The organism is Bacillus sp. FSL R9-9492, from assembly GCF_038007365.1.
Taxonomy (GTDB): domain Bacteria; phylum Bacillota; class Bacilli; order Bacillales; family Bacillaceae_G; genus Bacillus_A; species Bacillus_A mycoides.
In genome coordinates this window covers 1,113,357-1,131,605 of sequence record NZ_JBBOXC010000001.1, presented here as the reverse complement: position 1 = coordinate 1,131,605, position 18,249 = coordinate 1,113,357, and the positions used below count along the sequence as shown (strand labels likewise).

17 protein-coding genes and 1 pseudogene are annotated in these 18,249 nt (G+C 33.9%); 5 read left to right on the top strand and 13 right to left on the bottom strand.

All coding sequences use genetic code 11. The annotated features are described in order from the left end of the window. Nucleotides 1–64: 64 nt before the first annotated feature. The 12 genes from MKY70_RS05720 to MKY70_RS05665 form a co-directional block, all read right to left on the bottom strand. Nucleotides 65–739: a hypothetical protein gene (locus tag MKY70_RS05720; RefSeq protein ID WP_002188660.1), complete on the bottom strand. Its 675-nt coding sequence runs from the start codon at nt 737–739 to the stop codon at nt 65–67. A gap of 672 nt (nt 740–1,411) precedes the next feature. Next, nucleotides 1,412–7,495: a Cna B-type domain-containing protein gene (locus MKY70_RS05715; protein WP_341074476.1), complete on the bottom strand. Its 6,084-nt coding sequence runs from the start codon at nt 7,493–7,495 to the stop codon at nt 1,412–1,414. A gap of 374 nt (nt 7,496–7,869) precedes the next feature. Further along, entirely contained in the window at nt 7,870–8,406 is a 537-nt protein-coding gene (locus MKY70_RS05710; protein ID WP_341023624.1) for a TetR/AcrR family transcriptional regulator, read from the bottom strand. Nucleotides 8,407–8,807: 401 nt separating this feature from the next. Continuing rightward, the gene (locus MKY70_RS05705) at nt 8,808–9,074 is read right to left on the bottom strand and encodes a CPCC family cysteine-rich protein (protein ID WP_088030919.1); all 267 of its coding nucleotides are present in this window, start codon (nt 9,072–9,074) and stop codon (nt 8,808–8,810) included. 20 nt (nt 9,075–9,094) lie between these two features. Beyond that, entirely contained in the window at nt 9,095–9,535 is a 441-nt protein-coding gene (locus MKY70_RS05700) for a hypothetical protein (RefSeq protein WP_176280892.1), read from the bottom strand. A gap of 174 nt (nt 9,536–9,709) precedes the next feature. Continuing rightward, nucleotides 9,710–10,363: a DUF975 family protein gene (locus MKY70_RS05695; protein ID WP_088030921.1), complete on the bottom strand. Its 654-nt coding sequence runs from the start codon at nt 10,361–10,363 to the stop codon at nt 9,710–9,712. A gap of 202 nt (nt 10,364–10,565) precedes the next feature. After that, a complete protein-coding gene (locus tag MKY70_RS05690) occupies nt 10,566–11,996 on the bottom strand; it encodes a PH domain-containing protein (RefSeq protein ID WP_341023622.1) in 1,431 nt (476 codons plus the stop codon). Beyond that, on the bottom strand, nt 11,989–12,465 hold the full coding sequence (locus MKY70_RS05685; RefSeq protein WP_002064124.1) for a PH domain-containing protein: 477 nt from the start codon (nt 12,463–12,465) through the stop codon (nt 11,989–11,991). Before MKY70_RS05685 ends, MKY70_RS05690 begins: the two co-directional genes overlap by 8 nt. An 83-nt stretch (nt 12,466–12,548) precedes the next feature. Further along, complete coding sequence (locus tag MKY70_RS05680) at nt 12,549–12,719, bottom strand: hypothetical protein (protein ID WP_000783821.1); 171 nt, start codon at nt 12,717–12,719, stop codon at nt 12,549–12,551. 2 nt (nt 12,720–12,721) lie between these two features. After that, the gene (locus tag MKY70_RS05675; RefSeq protein ID WP_341023618.1) at nt 12,722–13,306 is read right to left on the bottom strand and encodes a TetR/AcrR family transcriptional regulator; all 585 of its coding nucleotides are present in this window, start codon (nt 13,304–13,306) and stop codon (nt 12,722–12,724) included. Nucleotides 13,307–13,512: 206 nt separating this feature from the next. Then, nucleotides 13,513–13,809 carry a hypothetical protein gene (locus MKY70_RS05670; protein WP_002030222.1) on the bottom strand — a complete coding sequence of 99 codons (297 nt, stop codon included), beginning with the start codon at nt 13,807–13,809 and terminating at the stop codon, nt 13,513–13,515. A 14-nt stretch (nt 13,810–13,823) separates the two neighbouring features. Next, entirely contained in the window at nt 13,824–15,071 is a 1,248-nt protein-coding gene (locus MKY70_RS05665) for a lipase family protein (protein WP_341023617.1), read from the bottom strand. Between the two features lie 66 nt (nt 15,072–15,137). Here MKY70_RS05665 and MKY70_RS05660 point away from each other — a divergent pair, with 66 nt between their 5' ends. The 3 genes from MKY70_RS05660 (at nt 15,138) to MKY70_RS05650 (ending at nt 16,429) form a co-directional block, all read left to right on the top strand. Then, entirely contained in the window at nt 15,138–15,476 is a 339-nt protein-coding gene (locus tag MKY70_RS05660; protein ID WP_017561285.1) for a hypothetical protein, read from the top strand. Between the two features lie 181 nt (nt 15,477–15,657). Next, a complete protein-coding gene (locus tag MKY70_RS05655) occupies nt 15,658–15,987 on the top strand; it encodes a hypothetical protein (RefSeq protein ID WP_044741096.1) in 330 nt (109 codons plus the stop codon). 178 nt (nt 15,988–16,165) lie between these two features. Further along, complete coding sequence (locus MKY70_RS05650) at nt 16,166–16,429, top strand: hypothetical protein (protein WP_044741144.1); 264 nt, start codon at nt 16,166–16,168, stop codon at nt 16,427–16,429. Nucleotides 16,430–16,484: 55 nt separating this feature from the next. On the opposite strand, the pseudogene MKY70_RS05645 reads toward MKY70_RS05650, so the two are convergent. Next, nucleotides 16,485–16,780 (bottom strand): annotated as a pseudogene (locus MKY70_RS05645) (lipase family protein); the annotation flags it as partial. 113 nt (nt 16,781–16,893) lie between these two features. Here MKY70_RS05645 and MKY70_RS05640 point away from each other — a divergent pair. Together MKY70_RS05640 and MKY70_RS05635 are read left to right on the top strand one after the other, a co-directional pair. Then, nucleotides 16,894–17,217, top strand: coding sequence for a DUF1433 domain-containing protein (locus MKY70_RS05640; RefSeq protein WP_341023614.1), 324 nt, complete (start codon nt 16,894–16,896; stop codon nt 17,215–17,217). Nucleotides 17,218–17,755: 538 nt separating this feature from the next. Continuing rightward, nucleotides 17,756–18,076, top strand: coding sequence for a DUF1433 domain-containing protein (locus MKY70_RS05635; protein ID WP_113769078.1), 321 nt, complete (start codon nt 17,756–17,758; stop codon nt 18,074–18,076). Nucleotides 18,077–18,249 lie beyond the last annotated feature (173 nt).

Below are 18,249 nucleotides of genomic sequence, written 5' to 3'. Positions count from 1 at the left end.
AAGAAAGAAGAAGCAATAGCATCTCTTCTTTCTACAAATCATTTCTTCTATAATAGCTTTATTATTAAATATAAATTTCTTCTTTCCAACTACTAGATTTTGATTTGACCACAATTAAATTTTCACTTTCCCATTTTAATGTGCCTAAAAATCTTGAATACACCATTTCGTTACCTACCTCTTCCACCAATAATTGATCGCGAATCTTTAAACCCTTTTCATCGTACACCTCACATCGTAGTTGGAAACCTTTAACACGATGAATTCCTTTTAATATCGCTATCTTCTTACGGCTTGGGCTTTTTTTAGGTGTCTTCCCTACTAAAAATATCCCTTCATAGTTTTGTTTCACAATTTCTCCCAAAGACTCTTCGACATACTCTCTAACAATAGATGGTGAGAGAGTAGAGTTTTCTTCAAGTCCGGGGATAACATATTGATGTACTAATTTACAAAACTCATTGTATTTCTCTTCAACTGAATCACGTGTTAAAAATTCCATAAAATCGTAAGGAACATATACACAAATTTCACCTAAAGCTCTATTCACTTTATATGAAATATCAGTATTTTCATTAGCTAAACAATAGACAGTAACTTGCTCAATCTCTCCTAATCCCATTTCAAACTCGTTAATTTTCTTTGAGAAAATTAACTCAAAAATCCTAATTTCATGCACACGCAAATAATGTTTTTTAGGACGTTGTTTTTTCCAATCATAAAATTTTACTTTGAGCACTATAATTCACTCCTTTTAATAAAAAACACTATGAAAACAATGTAATTCTACAACATCATAGCCTCACACATTCATTATATTAAAAATAAAGCTAGTTTTTTATAATTTTTTTGATATAATTACTTACGGGAAACGGGAAGAATTTTGTCTTCCCTTGTGTTTTTATTTGCATCTAGTACTTTTGTTAGATGCTTTTTTTTATGCCAAACAAACTTAAAAAGGTATCCTCAAATACTTTGAGGATACCTTTTTATCGATTTAGTGTATTTCAACAATTGTACCATCTTCGAATACTTTGAATACGCCAGTAAATCCTGGTCCATTTGCACCAGAATCAAAATGAGACCAAATTTAAATCCGCCATACAAATGACCATGCAGTCATCCAAAACTTAACGGAACAATGAATAATAGGCTTCTTAAAAACAGTTTTATTATCGCTTTAGAGCCGCTTATCTCTCTATGAAAGCTGACCATATTATTGGGTTGCAGATTGATTCCACCTTGAAACTGTTCTCTTTTTTCTATAAAAAGACCCTTCAGGTTGCATTCTTCCCTTCACTTTATCGTGAAGTGTTTTTGAATACTTACCTAAAGGGCGTAATATCAATAGTAAATTTTTAATTTGTCTGCTACTCAGATTGCAGTGTAATCAATAATCTAAATCTTTTTATTATTTTATGCGCTGACGAGCGAGTAGAATTCCGCCTAAAAGGAATAATACAATACCTCCAAGAATTGAACTCATTTCTGCTGATGTTCCTCCTGTGTTAGGAAGTAATGTTGGCTTATCATTTTCTGTAGTAGGTGGAGCTTTTGAATCGCTATTTTTGTCTGGATCTGTACTTGGATCTTTCGGATTTGTGCTTGGATCTTTTGGATCTGTGCTTGGATCTTTCGGATTTGTACTTGGATCTTTTGGATCTGTGCTTGGATCTTTTGGATCTGTACTTGGATCTTTTGGATCTACATTTGGTTCGTCCTTGATTTTTGTATTTGTGATGTCATAACCATTTACTTCGGATTTGTATCCAGCTACTGGCTGTTCTTTCACTTCATACTTGTACGCTACTCCGTTTGCATCGTATACTTGCAGGTTTTCAAACGTGTACTTCCAGTTTGTTGCCACACTTACTTCTTTCGTGTCAATTACTTGACCGTTTTGTAGTAAGTCTACTTTGATTGTGCTTGGACGATCTATTGAGTTGTTATCATCCCAGACTTTCTTACCACTGATTTCTGTTGTTTCCGTATTCTTGTAAATGTTTGTAATCGTTGTTCCTTCTACTTTTGTTTCATAGCCATCAACTTTTACTTCATTTACTGTGTACGTGTACGCATTTCCTTGTTCATCGTACTTTGGTAGATCTTTAAAGCTGAAAGTCCAGTTGCCTTCTTTATCAGCTGTATCAACTTTCACTTCTTTTGTTTGGAACTCTGTTCCATTTTGAAGCAATTGAACCGTAATACTTTCTGGGCGTGTGTTGAACTTGTTGTTGTAGTCTTCCCAAACTTTCTTACCACTCAGTTCTGTTGTTTCCGTATTCTTGTAAATGTTTGTAATCGTTGTTCCTTCTACTTTTGTTTCGTAGCCATCAACTTTTACTTCATTTACTGTGTACGTGTACACATTTCCTTGTTCATCGTACTTTGGTAGATCTTTGAAGTCGAAACTCCAGTTACCATCCTTATCAGTCTTCACTTCTTTTGTTTGGAACTCTGTTCCATTTTGAAGCAATTGAACTGTGATGCTTTCTGGGCGTGTGTTGAACTTGTTGTTGTAGTCTTCCCAGACTTTCTTACCACTTACTTCTGTTGTTTCTGTATTTTTGTAAGTGTTCGTGATTGTTGTTCCATCCACTTTTGTTTCATAGTCTTTCACTTTTACTTCACTTACTGTGTACTTGAACTCATTTCCTTGTCCATCGTACTTTGGTAGATCTTTAAAGCTGAAGTTCCAGTTGCCTTCTTTATCAACTTTCACTATTTCTGTTTTAAATTCTGTTCCATTTTGAAGCAATTGAACCGTAATGCTTTCTGGGCGTGTGTTGAACTTGTTGTTGTAGTCTTCCCAGACTTTCTTACCACTTACTTCTGTTGTTTCTGTATTTTTGTAAGTGTTCGTAATCGTTGTTCCTTCTACTTTTGTTTCGTAGCCATCAACTTTTACTTCATTTACTGTGTACGTGTACGCATTTCCTTGTCCATCGTACTTTGGTAGATCTTTGAAGCTGAAGTTCCAGTTACCTTCTTTATCAGCTTTCACTATTTCTGTTTTAAATTCTGTTCCATTTTGAAGCAATTGAACCGTGATGCTTTCTGGGCGTGTGTTGAACTTGTTGTTGTAGTCTTCCCAGACTTTCTTACCACTTACTTCTGTTGTTTCTGTATTTTTGTAAGTGTTCGTAATCGTTGTTCCTTCTACTTTTGTTTCGTAGCCATCAACTTTTACTTCATTTACTGTGTACGTGTACGCATTTCCTTGTCCATCGTACTTTGGTAGATCTTTGAAGCTGAAGTTCCAGTTACCTTCTTTATCAGCTTTCACTATTTCTGTTTTAAATTCTGTTCCATTTTGAAGCAATTGAACCGTGATGCTTTCTGGGCGTGTGTTGAACTTGTTGTTGTAGTCTTCCCAGACTTTCTTACCACTTACTTCTGTTGTTTCTGTATTTTTGTAAGTGTTCGTGATTGTTGTTCCTTCTACTTTTGTTTCATAGTCTTTCACTTTCACTTCACTTACTGTGTACTTGAACTCAGTTCCTTGTCCATCGTACTTTGGTAAATCTTTAAAGCTGAAAGTCCAGTTACCATCTTTATCAGTCTTCACTTCTTTTGTTTGGAACTCTGTTCCATTTTGAAGCAATTGTACTGTGATGCTTTCCGGACGTGTCTTGAATTGGTTGTTATAGTCTTCCCAAACTTTCTTACCACTTAATTCTGTTTTGTCCGTATTCTTGTAAGTGTTCGTAATCGTTGTTCCTTCTACTTTTGTTTCATAGTCTTTCACTTTTACTTCACTTACTGTGTACTGGAACTCAGTTCCTTGTCCATCGTACTTTGGTAGATCTTTGAAGCTGAAGTTCCAGTTGCCTTCTTTATCAACTTTCACTATTTCTGTTTTAAATTCTGTTCCATTTTGAAGCAATTGTACTGTGATGCTTTCTGGGCGTGTGTTGAACTTGTTGTTGTAGTCTTCCCAGACTTTCTTACCACTTACTTCTGTTGTTTCTGTATTTTTGTAAGTGTTCGTGATTGTTGTTCCTTCTACTTTTGTTTCATAGTCTTTCACTTTTACTTCACTTACTGTGTACTTGAACTCTTTTCCTTGTTCATCGTACTTTGGTAAATCTGTGAAACTGAAAGTCCAGTTTCCTTTTTCATCAGCTTTCACTTCTTTTGTTTGGAACTCTGTTGTTCCATTTTGAAGTAGTTGAACCGTGATGCTTTCCGGACGTGTCTTGAATTGGTTGTTATAGTCTTCCCAGACTTTCTTACCACTCAGTTCTGTTGTTTCTGTATTTTTGTAAGTGTTCGTAATCGTTGTTCCTTCTACTTTTGTTTCATAGTCTTTCACTTTTACTTCACTTACTGTGTACTTGAACTCTTTTCCTTGTTCATCGTACTTTGGTAAATCTGTGAAACTGAAAGTCCAGTTTCCTTTTTCATCAGCTTTCACTTCTTTTGTTTGGAACTCTGTTGTTCCATTTTGAAGTAGTTGAACCGTGATGCTTTCCGGACGTGTCTTGAATTGGTTGTTATAGTCTTCCCAGACTTTCTTACCACTTACTTCTGTTGTTTCTGTATTTTTGTAAGTGTTCGTGATTGTTGTTCCTTCTACTTTTGTTTCATAGTCTTTCACTTTCACTTCACTTACTGTGTACTTGAACTCAGTTCCTTGTCCATCGTACTTTGGTAAATCTTTAAAGCTGAAAGTCCAGTTACCATCTTTATCAGTCTTCACTTCTTTTGTTTGGAACTCTGTTCCATTTTGAAGCAATTGTACTGTGATGCTTTCTGGGCGTGTGTTGAACTTGTTGTTGTAGTCTTCCCAGACTTTCTTACCACTTACTTCTGTTGTTTCTGTATTTTTGTAAGTGTTCGTGATTGTTGTTCCTTCTACTTTTGTTTCATAGTCTTTCACTTTTACTTCACTTACTGTGTACTTGAACTCTTTTCCTTGTTCATCGTACTTTGGTAAATCTGTGAAACTGAAAGTCCAGTTTCCTTTTTCATCAGCTTTCACTTCTTTTGTTTGGAACTCTGTTGTTCCATTTTGAAGTAGTTGAACCGTGATGCTTTCCGGACGTGTCTTGAATTGGTTGTTATAGTCTTCCCAGACTTTCTTACCACTCAGTTCTGTTGTTTCTGTATTTTTGTAAGTGTTCGTAATCGTTGTTCCTTCTACTTTTGTTTCGTAGCCATCAACTTTCACTTCACTTACTGTGTACTGGAACTCAGTTCCTTGTCCATCGTACTTTGGTAGATCTTTGAAGCTGAAGTTCCAGTTGCCTTCTTTATCAGCTTTCACTATTTCTGTTTTAAATTCTGTTCCATTTTGAAGCAATTGAACCGTAATACTTTCTGGGCGTTTACCAAACTTGTTGTTGTAGTCTTCCCAGACTTTCTTACCACTCAGTTCTGTTGTTTCTGTATTTTTGTAAGTGTTCGTGATTGTTGTTCCTTCTACTTTTGTTTCATAGTCTTTCACTTTTACTTCACTTACTGTGTACTTGAACTCTTTTCCTTGTTCATCGTACTTTGGTAAATCTGTGAAACTGAAAGTCCAGTTTCCTTTTTCATCAGCTTTCACTTCTTTTGTTTGGAACTCTGTTGTTCCATTTTGAAGTAGTTGAACCGTGATGCTTTCCGGACGTGTCTTGAATTGGTTGTTATAGTCTTCCCAGACTTTCTTACCACTCAGTTCTGTTGTTTCTGTATTTTTGTAAGTGTTCGTAATCGTTGTTCCTTCTACTTTTGTTTCGTAGCCATCAACTTTCACTTCACTTACTGTGTACTGGAACTCAGTTCCTTGTCCATCGTACTTTGGTAGATCTTTGAAGCTGAAGTTCCAGTTGCCTTCTTTATCAGCTTTCACTATTTCTGTTTTAAATTCTGTTCCATTTTGAAGCAATTGAACCGTAATACTTTCTGGGCGTTTACCAAACTTGTTGTTGTAATCTTCCCAGACTTTCTTACCACTCAGTTCTGTTGTTTCTGTATTTTTGTAAGTGTTCGTAATCGTTGTTCCGTCTACTTTTGTTTCGTATCCATCAACTTTCACTTCACTTACTGTGTACTGGAACTCAGTTCCTTGTCCATCGTACTTTGGTAGATCTTTGAAGCTGAAGTTCCAGTTGCCTTCTTTATCAGCTTTCACTATTTCTGTTTTAAATTCTGTTCCATTTTGAAGCAATTGAACCGTAATACTTTCTGGGCGTTTACCAAACTTGTTGTTGTTGTCATTCCACATCTTCGTTCCTGACACAGATGTAGTTTTCACGTTGTTGGAAATTGGCAACTCGATTCCATTTCCAGCATCTGATTTTATTTCAAACTCTACTTTTTTCTTAGAATCGAAATCAATATAGTCTGGGGCTGAAACCTCTTGCACATAATATTTACCTGGTGGTAATTGCTCAGTTTGAACTAACCCTTTTTCATTTGTTTTATATTCGCCCCCAACTTGTTCCCCCGACTCTTTATACAACTTAAACGAAACATTTGGGATTGCTTTTTCTTTATTTCCTTCAATATATTTAAAAATTCTTAGCTTTCCTTTTGGAACTTGGACGCCATTAATACCACCGTTAGCTGACATATTTTGGGTTTTAGCAGTGCCCGATTCAGAAACTTGGTCTTTGTGTAGAATTTGATAATCAATTGTATAATCATTCTTAAAGTCTTCTTGAACCATTCCAGCTTCCGTTATAGTAGATGTATATTCAACCGTAAAAGCGGCAAGACGTGCTCGACTCTGATTAAGCACAATGTTAAATGAGTTATCATCATTAAAGATAACCTTTCCATAACCCTTACTTTCCAATTGTTGCGGCGTTAATCTTTGCTTACCTAGATAATCGTCAACATTTATATAGAAACTATTTTTATTAAGTGTTTGACCTTCTTGTAATTTATCAGTCACAACAATATCACGACTTAACTCTTTTTTATCGTTATTTATATTCAAGAACCAGCGTACTTCACCCTCATTACCGCGCATGTCACCAGCTTTATAAAAAAATGGTTTCTCTCCAGGGTCTGTACCACCGCCACCTTTTGGGCCAGTGATTGTTACATGTTGCTTATCTAAATTTGTACCAAGATTTGTTTCAATCTCTTTCTTTTGATCAGTTCCTACACCAGTAGCTGTCACGTTAAAGTTTAAATAACCTTGAATATCTTTATATTCAGTTACCTTATCATTAAATGTACATACCACAGTACCTGCATTTACTTTACAAATACCGTAATCCTGTAACTTAATCGTTCCCTTAAATCCTTCTAATTCTGGAGGCAGTGTTAATGTGAGCGTGTCTCCAGGCTTCAACTTAACTCCATTTTTTTCACTGAAGTTTACAGATACATTTGTTGATTCTCCGGTCTGTAGATTTGTTTTACCTATTGTAAAATTATCCACAAGTCCTACTGTATTTAACTCTTGTGCATTTGCTACTATAGGTAAAAGACTTTGACCTATAGTAAACATGAAAATCATTATAATCGAAAAAATCGAAGTTATTCTTTTTAAATACATACGTTACCCTCCCTATAAAATTCAATGTTTCTAGGTTCTGGTACAAACATACTATGAAAAAAATTCTACTATTCAATGCCATTAAACTATTTTACTTACATATGCTTGATAGCTATTACCATCTTTTTCTATTTTTTCAACCTTTCTATTGCACAAAATAAGCTTTGCGACCTATCATTTCGAATAGTGTGCTAAAAATATTTTCTAGTCTTTTTTGTTGTTCTTTTTCCATTTGCACCAAACGTTACTATACCGTCTGGACGGTTATAATTCAACACTCCATACTATTGTTCTATTATTCTGTTAAAAAATAATTCATCACTGGATTAAATAGACCAATGGTGAATTATTTTTCATTCTATAGTTTGTATATTCTATTTATAAGAAGCAGTAATAAGAGCTTGAATCACTTTTTCCCTTAATTCAGGATTTAGTCTTCCGATCCCTAAATATTCCGAATACCATAATCCATCAGCTGCTAATCTAATAATTGTGGCACAAACAGAATCTATTTCATCATTTTCTATTTTAGTTTGCAATTGCTGAAATGATTGTTGTAATGGCTCAAGTAGTCGAGGGTTTAACATTAATGCCGCTATCAGACTACTACACAATTCTTCTGTTCTTCTCTCGTTACTTAATCTTTCCTCTACAAAAGAACGAACCCACCTTCCTTTCTTCTCTTTGTCTTCCGTTACCTTATTGTTAATAGCAACTTCATACTCCTTTGTCTCTTTGAGTATCATGCCTTCTATTAAAGCTTCTTTATTTGAAAAGTGATACAATAATCCACCTTTACTTACACCTGCCTCTTTTGCTACTGCTTCTAAAGTTAACTTAGCTACTCCTTTAAATTGAACAATTTGAGAAGCGGCGGCTAAAATTTTTTGCCGTGTTATGCTCGTGTTCATTCCTTTTTAAACCCTCATTTCTACTAATTCTATCTAAATGCGTATTTTATTTTTAATATTGTTGAGTACTACTAGGTATTTTTTTATTCAATATACGCTTCATTACCTTTGAATTATTAGTTGCTTCTTCTATTAAAAATTTCCATATCATCCAATATGATAACATTAAATACACTCCGTAGACTATACATCTAGACATTTATATTGATTCCTAATATAAATGTGAAATGCAATTTTAACGAGTTGATTTCCTATCCTTTAGTTTTCAAGCATTTTTCGAAGCTGGTCTTCCTACCACCCTATCAGCTTTATATTTTATAAGACGGTGCCAATTCTTTAATCACTAAATAAAAAATGTTATTACTTCTCTTTATTTGAGTAATAACATTTTTATAAAATGATTAATAAATTTGTCTCCAACTAGCATCCTTCACATCTTCGCTAGTCGGCTTTCTAACATTGTCAACAAAACATTCCTCACAAGCACCAAACGCAATAAAATTTTCCTGCGCTTGCCTTAACGAAACTTCATTCGCTCCGCCTTCAAAGTCAGGATCGTTAAACTGAACAGGATCATCTTCCCAATAACATATGTTACAAATTTCATATGTGCCGGGTGGTTCTTCTTCTAATGTTTGATATCCGCAGCATGGACACGTGTATTTCATTTGGTCACTCCATTATTAACTTATTTTTTCTCCCATATATTCCGGTTCACAAAGAATGTAACAGCGCAAATCATAGTTATCCCTATGAAATACATCATTTGAAGAGTACGGACTTCTTCATATGCAGCTGGAACTCCTACCATTACAGACAAAAAGATAAAAAAAATACTAAAAGCTAAAAGTAGATATAATAATAAAGATATAATATAGCTTAATTTAAATCGTAAAATGATACCTCTAAATAATAACTCTCCAAGACATCCGCCTAAAATAATAAGTACTCCAAAATACGATGTAAGGACTCCCATTTGCGTAGTAGATTGAATTATCTTTCCAAGTATGGTCAGCGAAGTCACCTCATTAATTTTTCTCATCCTATCATATAAATCAAGTACCATTACTGAAATAAAGAAACTTAATATAGAAAATGAATACGAAATTAAAAATTTACTCAATCTCATTCACCTATCATTTTTACATAAAAAAATAACCCTCTATGATAAAACATAGAGGGAAGAGTTTCTATATAAAAACCTATACCTTATCCTGAAGTGAACCCCAAAACAGAACACATATCAAAACATCTAAACTATCAGCTCCCTATATTCTTTAGGGTAGGTGGTCTAGATGTTTTATTAGAAAGTAGTACCTTCTTTTTTATAATATTCTTTTGAAATCTCTTCATAAAATGCTGCCGATGTCGCGTAGAAATAAGGTGCAGACCATAAGAAACCGATTCCTAAAGTAAGAATACTTAAAAGGAACCAGCCAAGGAAGCTTAAGCATAGTAAAAAGTAATCCATTTTATGTCCATTCATCATACGGCGACTTTCGGTAATTGCTTGATTCGCTGTGTATTCTGGACGATCATTCAAAATAAAATACGTCATAGAATAAGAAAATGATTTAATAATACCCGGAATAATAAGAAGTAATGTCCATAGCATCAAGTATACATACATTAGTAAATATGTTAAAAACGACTTCATAAGCTTACTTCCATCGCTAAACCATCTAAATAAATCACCAATGCGAGCACTAGTCTCACGGATTACATTTAAAACAAGATAGTAGGCGCCTATTGTTAACGGACCAATAACAAGCATTGCAATAATACTTACTGTAAGCGAATCACTTGCTTCTTCCCAACCCCAAAACATCGAGAAAACACCTGTAATTAGAAGTTCAACAGCTCCAATAAGGATTCCAAGTAATAAGGTTGCCCCTACCGCTAATCCCCATTTTCCTTTTAATGCATCAAGTGCTTCTCTTTTCAACTGACTTATCATATATAACCTCCTAATATTATTTCTATATTAGTATACCATTTATATCAAAAATTTCACGAATTTCCCTGAAATAGAAAGGTACTACTTTTTTTCTGATACGTATTGAGAAATGTGAGCTGTATTTGCACCCATATATGAATCAAACTATTCATTTCTCCATAACAAAAAAGCCTGCCTTTCATAATAGGCAAGCTTTTTTAAATTAATCCTCACTTATTCTCTTCTTATACCAATCCTGCATTCTCTCAGCATCTTCTACTCTCGTATGCTCTAGTTTATAATTCGATGATGCACTAGAAAACGTATACGTACATAAATCTGCGCGGCGCTGGAAATATGATTGTGTCTTTTCAATTGATTGGACGTGTCTTCTTCTTACAAGTCCTGTATGTTTCCCAATACTACGATGTACCATTGTAATTTGCTCTCCGTTTACACTGTAACCATTTGTTTTAAATGTTGCGTATCCAAGTGTAAAGATGAGGATCGCGAGCGGTAGTAACGCCCACATGATGTAATACTTTTCAAAGTATATGCTTATTCCCGTCAGCGGGATTGCTAGCATTGCGAAGAAGATGAAACTATCAATGAGATAGCGCCGTAATGCTGCTTTTGGTAATGAAATAATGTTTGTATTCAGTTCATATGGTAATTGTAAATGTGCGAGCAACTGTTGCACGCGATCTTTTCGAATAATTGGATGTAGCGTAACTTTTTCTTCTTTTCCTTCACTTTGAATGACTTCTACTTGCACAGCACAATAACCGAACGGTTGGCGTAATATACCTTCCTTTATCGTAATACCTTGAATGCGGTGTAACTTTAGTACGAGTTCTTTTTTCTCAAGTAATCCTTGCGAAATGCGGACTTCATCATTTCTTCGATTCACCGTGAAATTCCCATGTTTTAACGCGTAACCAATTGTGGATATAATCCAAGAAACGATGAGCAAAATAGCTACCATGTAAATCCAGCCGTATATATCATGATCCATTACATATGACTCTACGCTATTTTTTATCCATTTCGGAATGTACTCATCCACTTGGTTATAAACGAAAAATATTAAAGAGAATAGTAACCCAAATTGACCAGATGTAACAGATGCTAATAAAATTTCTTTCAAAGTTAATTTGTACTCTGTCGCTTGCTTTTCCTCTGTAATGACTTCTTTTTCTACTACTTCGTCTAACGTTTCTTCTGCTTTCACTTCTGGAGTTGGCTCATTTAGTAAGGAAATAAGCTCCTTCGCCTCATCTTCCGTAATACCAGCTAGGCTTACTTCTGCATCATCGCCTCCGCCAGCTGTTTCGATTTGAATTTTCTTTAAACCGAGCATTTGATATAACACGTTTGAACTTGTATTAATCGTTTGAACACGTTCTTTATTTAAGTAGCTCTCCTTCTTTACAAAGAGCCCTTGTTTCACATGTAATACGTTATTTTCAACCCAGTATGTTGTGTAATACCATTTTTCAAACGCTGAAAAGACGGTGAGTAAACCGAATCCAGCGGGAATTAAATACCAAAATGGAAACTTTCCATTTAAACTAAACATGAAAATAAGTAATGGTATAAAGTCTGTTATTTTTAATTCTAATAACATCGTAATGGGATGCTGCCTCTTATACATCCTCATCACTCACTTTCGCTAATTCTGCGATTCTCGTTTTCAGCATTTCTGCTTCATACATCGTTAAGCCTGGAATACTATGAGAAGTTGCTGCTGTTGAAATATGTAATTCTGCTAATCCATGTTTTCTCATAATTGGCCCTTGTTCAATTGTCACGTGCTGTACACGAATCATCGGTACTAATACGCGCTTTACAACGAAAAGACCGTGCTGAATTTCAAGTTCTTCTTCATTTAGTTGGTAGCTATAATAACGCTGACGCAGTTTCGGGAATACAAAGTACGAAAATGGTGCTAGCGCAACTGTTAGCCCAACCATCACATACAAAATCCACGCCCACCAATCAAACTTTATCATGAGGAAAAGGTATACTAAGATGACGAGAATACCTATCCCTTCTTCAATTACAGCACGAACTTTCCACACCTTGACCATGTCAGGATGAATTTCATTTTTCAATGGATCCATGTAACCACTCCAAATCTATTAATCTAATATATGAATTGTCTCAATCTATATTTTACATAACTTTACATAAAATTGAAAATTTATTATTTATCCGTTTTTTTCTCAGGAATAAAATATCCGAACCAAAGGAGCCAAACTAAACTAATTAATGCGAGCCAACCTTTATCCGCTTGGAAAGCTTCAATCATACCTGGAATTTTATAAATTCCAATTAACCCCAGAAAACCGAGCCACCAGTTTTTCTGCATTTTCATTTTTATTCCCCCTCCTTCATTACGTTTTTCACATTTCGAATCCAAATTTCTTTATACTTTAAATCGAATCCTATTAATATGTAATTACTCATATTATCAATAACGAGCGCTAACGTATGCGCGTTTTCTTCAGTTGCATGTTGTGACACAACACCAAGTCTCGCACCTTTCTTTAATAAATCGTGGAATCCATTTAAAAACTCTTCTTGTATTTCAAATAAGCGTTTCTGATACTTTTCATTTCGCGTCGCAGTTACGATGAATTCATTTATAATGCGTAATATACCTTCTTGACCTCTATACTCCGACAACATATGTAAACCATCTGCAATTAATTTTTCTTCAAAATTTTCTTTCGTATATTGTTCTTTAACGAAGTAACCCTCGAATTGATATTCAGAAAAAATCTCTTCAAATAAAAAATCAACTAGCGCTTCTTTAGACGGAAAATGATAATAAATAGCTGGCTTTGATATGCCAACTTCTTTTGCAATCATTGAAAGACTCATCTTCTCAATACCGTGCTCTGCCATTAGTTTAAATGATGCCTCTACAATGTTCTTCGATGTTTGTAAATTCTTTGTCATACTGTACCTCACTTATTTTTACTTACCGGTCGGTAAGTAAATTGTAAAATGAAAATGAATGATTTGCAAGTTTTCTTTATTAAAACTACTATATGGTACTTTCTTGATCAACATTATGGATCCGAGCCATATTCCTCAATAATTACTACAGTAATCTTTAATCCATTTAAACCACAAAAAGCACCTTTATGAGTGCTTCTTGTAATCTAATATTTAGGACCCATGTAATCATAACTTTGGTCCAGCGCTTTTAGTAAATCAATCGCACCCTTTAACTCTCGTTTATCAGACTCTAATTCTTCCATTCTTCTTTCAATATCTTTTTTAAAAGATTCTAAATCGCTAATGGCTTTTTTCCCTACTCCAAGTTGAGACCAGCTTGATAAGAGTAAATCATGTACAGTACTTACAACTCTTTTATTATGGTTTAAGTCTTGAATCATATGGTCAAATTGTTGTAAAGCTTGGCTCAATGCTTCTTCATTTAAGTAAATTCTCGGCATCCTAATCTTCTCCCTTAATATTGTTGATCCGTCTTCTTATAATCATCGGCTTTCTTCTCAATAAAATCTGAAATTTCCGTTGCTGTTCGTATGTACCAAAAACTTAAATGCTCTACATGTCCACGTATATTATTTACTTTAGCTTCTACCCGTCTACTTTCAGCCGTTTCTAATAATGTCATCATATTAGAAATTAACCTCGGTACTCTATCTTGAAATTCTTGCGCGTTTCGCTTCATATCTCTTACGGCCTTTTCCAAATTCTCTACAACCACACGAATCTCTCCCCCGCCTAATAACGCGCCCGGTGAATCATAAACTCTTTCATTCGTGTCTACATTTAACAAGTATTCATTTGATAAAGATCCATTCTCTCCAAAACGGAAGTTCCGATCTGTTTGATAATGATAACCAGGGCCACTTATCGAATTCAAAAATCGAACAACATCCATCCCGAGCTTTTGCTGTAATGGTAACTTTGACATTGCTTCTTTCGAAATTGGTGGTGTTACCGCATAAGTAGATCCTATATGACTTTCATATGAGCCAAACGGCCCATAACCAATCGAATCATTTCCGTGAACAACACTTACAATTCTATTATTAAACTCACCATCATTTGCTTTCTCTTGTAAATCAGGCGGTAACAAATGTTTTGCACTCGGCGCATTCCACGACAAACATCTTACACTATCATTAAATGCTGCAACATATTCAGCCAAAGCGCCACCTAACGAATGGCCTGTCGTATATATCTCCACATCATCCCTATCCTTGTATGTATCCGTTACTTGTTTCATGACTCTTTCAGCTTGTTCGAATTGATTGTGTGTTTCCCAACGTTGGTGCTCTTCATTCCAATATTTCTTTGAATCTGCATTCTCAGTTCCTGCTACAGGAGGTGCTGCTGGTTCATGAACACCTTCTCGTAATACAAAATGATTAGTATCCGTTTTTAAATCCTTCATGCCTTCCCCTGGCTTCATCGGAATGCCTAAAGAGTTTTTCTCTATAATTTTGTCCCCTTCTGTACCTCGGAAAGCTACCATAACTTGCTTTTTCCCATCGACATCTCGTTCAAAGACTACTGCGTCCATTCCGGTTTGTTTGTCGTGGAATGTTTTTTCTACCTTCCATTCTTGAATCAGATTTTTATCACTATCTTTAAGCACAACTTTACCTTGAAGTGTTTCATCATCATCATATGCCCTCTGGGCTAATTCATAATACGTAACATCTAATACTTGATTATTATTGTTCAAACCATTCCCCTCCCGTAAAATTTAGGTTATTCTAAAAATTAGAATAACATTTTTCGGAGGAGAATCATGGAAATAAAAAGAAAAAAAGTTTTATTTTCTTTGATATTAATTATTTTAATTACCATTTTTGGAGGATGTACTATGGAAAATAAACAAGAAAAACAACAAGAGCAACAAGTAATTGATAAAGCAAAAGAAGAAACTATTAAATATTTCAAAGAAACAGAGGGATTAGATGTAACAATTACCAAACATAAATTTGGACCAAAAGATTTTCAAACTATCCTTATCTCAGGTTATGTAACAAATGACAAAAGTAAAAAGTTTACCGCTTCAGTCCAATACGCTAATGATTATCATATTGGTTCTATCTCAGCGTCTAATAATTTTGATTTTAAACATTAAATCTAATAGTTTCACGTCAACATAATTATTTAAGTTTGCTTCTTTCATTCAGGAGTATTCCTTATAAGAAAGAAAACTAAAAAGCACCCGCTACCAGAAAAAGTGAGTGCTTTTTTCCCTAAAAACATTCCTTCTATCACGATATTTTATATAATCAAGATGTCATTATTGGAGCATAAATATGGATATTAAAATCAAAAAGATTAGTTTTTTTCTATTCTTTACATTTATTTTAAGTATTTTAGGGGGATGTACTATAGATCAAAAAAATACTGAACAACAAATCGTTGAAAAGGCACAAGAAAGAACAATCCAATACTTCAAAGAAAAACAAGACTTAGATGTAGTAATCACTGATTATAGATTTGGTCCAAGTGATTTACAAGGTATCTTTATCTCCGGCTATATAAAAAATGATGAAAGCAAAACATTTAATATTACAATAGAATACGGTGGAGATGAATATACAATAGGTTCTATCTCTACAAGTGAAAATTTACACTTAAAATAATAAAGAAAAGGCACTCTTTTAAAGTGCCTTTTCTTTATACCCCACCACACAATGTTCTGTGGATATAAAATTTAGTAAAGAGAAATATAACGCAACATTAATGGAGAAATGATAATTGAAAAAATATTATTTAGGAATAATCATAATTTTTACACTAATATTTCCAGAGGGATGTAGTATGAATACTGATAAAAAAAATGAAGAACAAAAAATAGTAGCAAAGGCAGAAGAGGTAACCATTAAATATTTTAAAGAAAGAGAGGAGCTAGATGTAGTAATTACAGGACATGAGTTCTCCCCCAATGATTTTCAAACTGTTTTTATAGATGGACATGTTAAAGAAGATAAAAGCAAAACGTTTGGAGTAGGTGTAGAATATGGGGGTGGAGAGTATAATATAAGTTCTAGATCATACTCTAAAAATCTAAAATTAAAAGAATAATCATTAGACACTCACTAGAGTGTCTTTTTTACGTAAAATATTTTAGCATATAAATTTTTTTCTTAACAAAATGATTTGTATCTGTTTTTAAATCCTTCATACCTTCCCTAGCTTCATCGGAATGCCTAAAGAGTTTTTCTCTATAATTTTATCCCCTTCTGTACCTCGGAAAGCTACCATAACTTGCTTTTCCCCATCGACATCTCGTTCAAAGACTACTGCGTCCATTCCGGTTTGTTTGTCGTGGAATGTTTCACGGACCTTCCATGTTTGTAAAGTATCATCATTCGCATTATTCACTGTAATTTCATTTCTTAACTCTTTATCTGATTTATACGCATCTTTAGCCATTCGATAAAAGCTTAAATCTAACACTTCTTGTGTATTTTTGCTATCCAAAGTATTACCTCCTCGGGATATTTAGTATATTCTAAATTATAGAACAACATTAACGGAGGATAAACATGAGAATTAAAATCCGGAAATTTACCTTTTTTGTCTTTTTTATCTTTGTAAGTACAATAATTGGGGGATGTAATATGCAGGAAAATAATAAAGAAAAACAAATAGTAGATAAAGCAACAGAAAAAACAATTAATTACTTTAAAGAGAAACAAAATTTAGATGTAACTATTACTGATTACAGGTTCCCTTCTAATGATCTAGAATCAGTCTTCATAACTGGTCATACCAAAGATGATGAAAGCAAGGAATTCACTGCTACAATAGATTACAATAATAATTATAATGTTGGTTCTGTTTCAACGAATTTTTCTCTAAAAAAATAATACAATATGGATAAAAAAATGAGGAAATAGCATTAAAAGAAAAAGCAGAAAAGATCGCAATCCAACATTTTAAAGAAGATAAAAAGCTAGGTGTCACAGTGACAAGAGTGGAATTCGCCCCCTCAGATTTTTGGGTGATTTTTGTATCAGGTCATGTAACAAATAATCCAAACCGTAAAATAACTGCAGATATAAATTATAAAAATAAGGTTGAAAGTATTAGTTATGATGACTGAAATTAATATGAAAATAAAGTATATTTTTGTTGGCCCTTTATATTAATTCCAATTATTTCATATGTATATAAAGGATGAGATCAATATTCAATAAGCTCAACTTCTAACATTAAAAATTTAGAAGCAATGTATCAAACTTTTGGGCACCTAACAATAAGGTGTCTATTTTTATTTTCAAAAGGAGCCCCTCAAATAATTCTTAAAAACCTAGATTGATTTGAACCTATTAAAACATTTTAAAGTTTCTCTTCTACAACATTTGATATATCCCTAATTTAGGAACCAATGATTGGAGGAGAATTATGTTGCATAAAAGATTGTTTTTTTATTTAGTTTTCATTTTCATTATTACTACCTTAGGAGGCTGTAATAATGAAAATAATACCGAGGAAGAAATCATTAATAAAGCAAAAGAAGAAACCATTCAATATTTCAAAAAAACAGAGGGCTTAGATGTAACAATTACTGATCATGAATTTGGACCAAAAGACTTTCAAACTATCTCTATATCAGGCTATGTGACTAATGATAAAACTAAAGAATTTACTGCTTCAGTTGAATACGCAAATAATTATCATATCGGCGCTATTTCAACCACCAAAAATTTAGAGCTTAAAAACTAATAATCCTGGCACTTTAGAGTGCCTTTTCTTTATACTTCACCACACAATATTCAGTGAATATAAAATTTATTGAAGAGGAATATAACGCAACATTCATGGAGTGATTATTCGTGAAAAAATATGCTATAAGATTATTCTTTATTTTTACACTTATCCTTTTAGGAGGATGTACT

Coding starts and splice junctions, on each gene's coding strand:
- MKY70_RS05705 (WP_088030919.1), bottom strand. CDS start 9,074: ATGAAATACACGTGTCCATGCTGCGGATATCAAACATTAGAAGAAGAA.
- MKY70_RS05660 (WP_017561285.1), top strand. CDS start 15,138: ATGGAAATAAAAAGAAAAAAAGTTTTATTTTCTTTGATATTAATTATT.
- MKY70_RS05635 (WP_113769078.1), top strand. CDS start 17,756: ATGTTGCATAAAAGATTGTTTTTTTATTTAGTTTTCATTTTCATTATT.
- MKY70_RS05655 (WP_044741096.1), top strand. CDS start 15,658: ATGGATATTAAAATCAAAAAGATTAGTTTTTTTCTATTCTTTACATTT.
- MKY70_RS05695 (WP_088030921.1), bottom strand. CDS start 10,363: ATGATAAGTCAGTTGAAAAGAGAAGCACTTGATGCATTAAAAGGAAAA.
- MKY70_RS05675 (WP_341023618.1), bottom strand. CDS start 13,306: ATGACAAAGAATTTACAAACATCGAAGAACATTGTAGAGGCATCATTT.
- MKY70_RS05700 (WP_176280892.1), bottom strand. CDS start 9,535: ATGAGATTGAGTAAATTTTTAATTTCGTATTCATTTTCTATATTAAGT.
- MKY70_RS05685 (WP_002064124.1), bottom strand. CDS start 12,465: ATGGATCCATTGAAAAATGAAATTCATCCTGACATGGTCAAGGTGTGG.
- MKY70_RS05650 (WP_044741144.1), top strand. CDS start 16,166: ATGAATACTGATAAAAAAAATGAAGAACAAAAAATAGTAGCAAAGGCA.
- MKY70_RS05670 (WP_002030222.1), bottom strand. CDS start 13,809: ATGCCGAGAATTTACTTAAATGAAGAAGCATTGAGCCAAGCTTTACAA.
- MKY70_RS05680 (WP_000783821.1), bottom strand. CDS start 12,719: ATGAAAATGCAGAAAAACTGGTGGCTCGGTTTTCTGGGGTTAATTGGA.
- MKY70_RS05710 (WP_341023624.1), bottom strand. CDS start 8,406: ATGAACACGAGCATAACACGGCAAAAAATTTTAGCCGCCGCTTCTCAA.
- MKY70_RS05715 (WP_341074476.1), bottom strand. CDS start 7,495: ATGTATTTAAAAAGAATAACTTCGATTTTTTCGATTATAATGATTTTC.
- MKY70_RS05690 (WP_341023622.1), bottom strand. CDS start 11,996: ATGTATAAGAGGCAGCATCCCATTACGATGTTATTAGAATTAAAAATA.
- MKY70_RS05640 (WP_341023614.1), top strand. CDS start 16,894: ATGAGAATTAAAATCCGGAAATTTACCTTTTTTGTCTTTTTTATCTTT.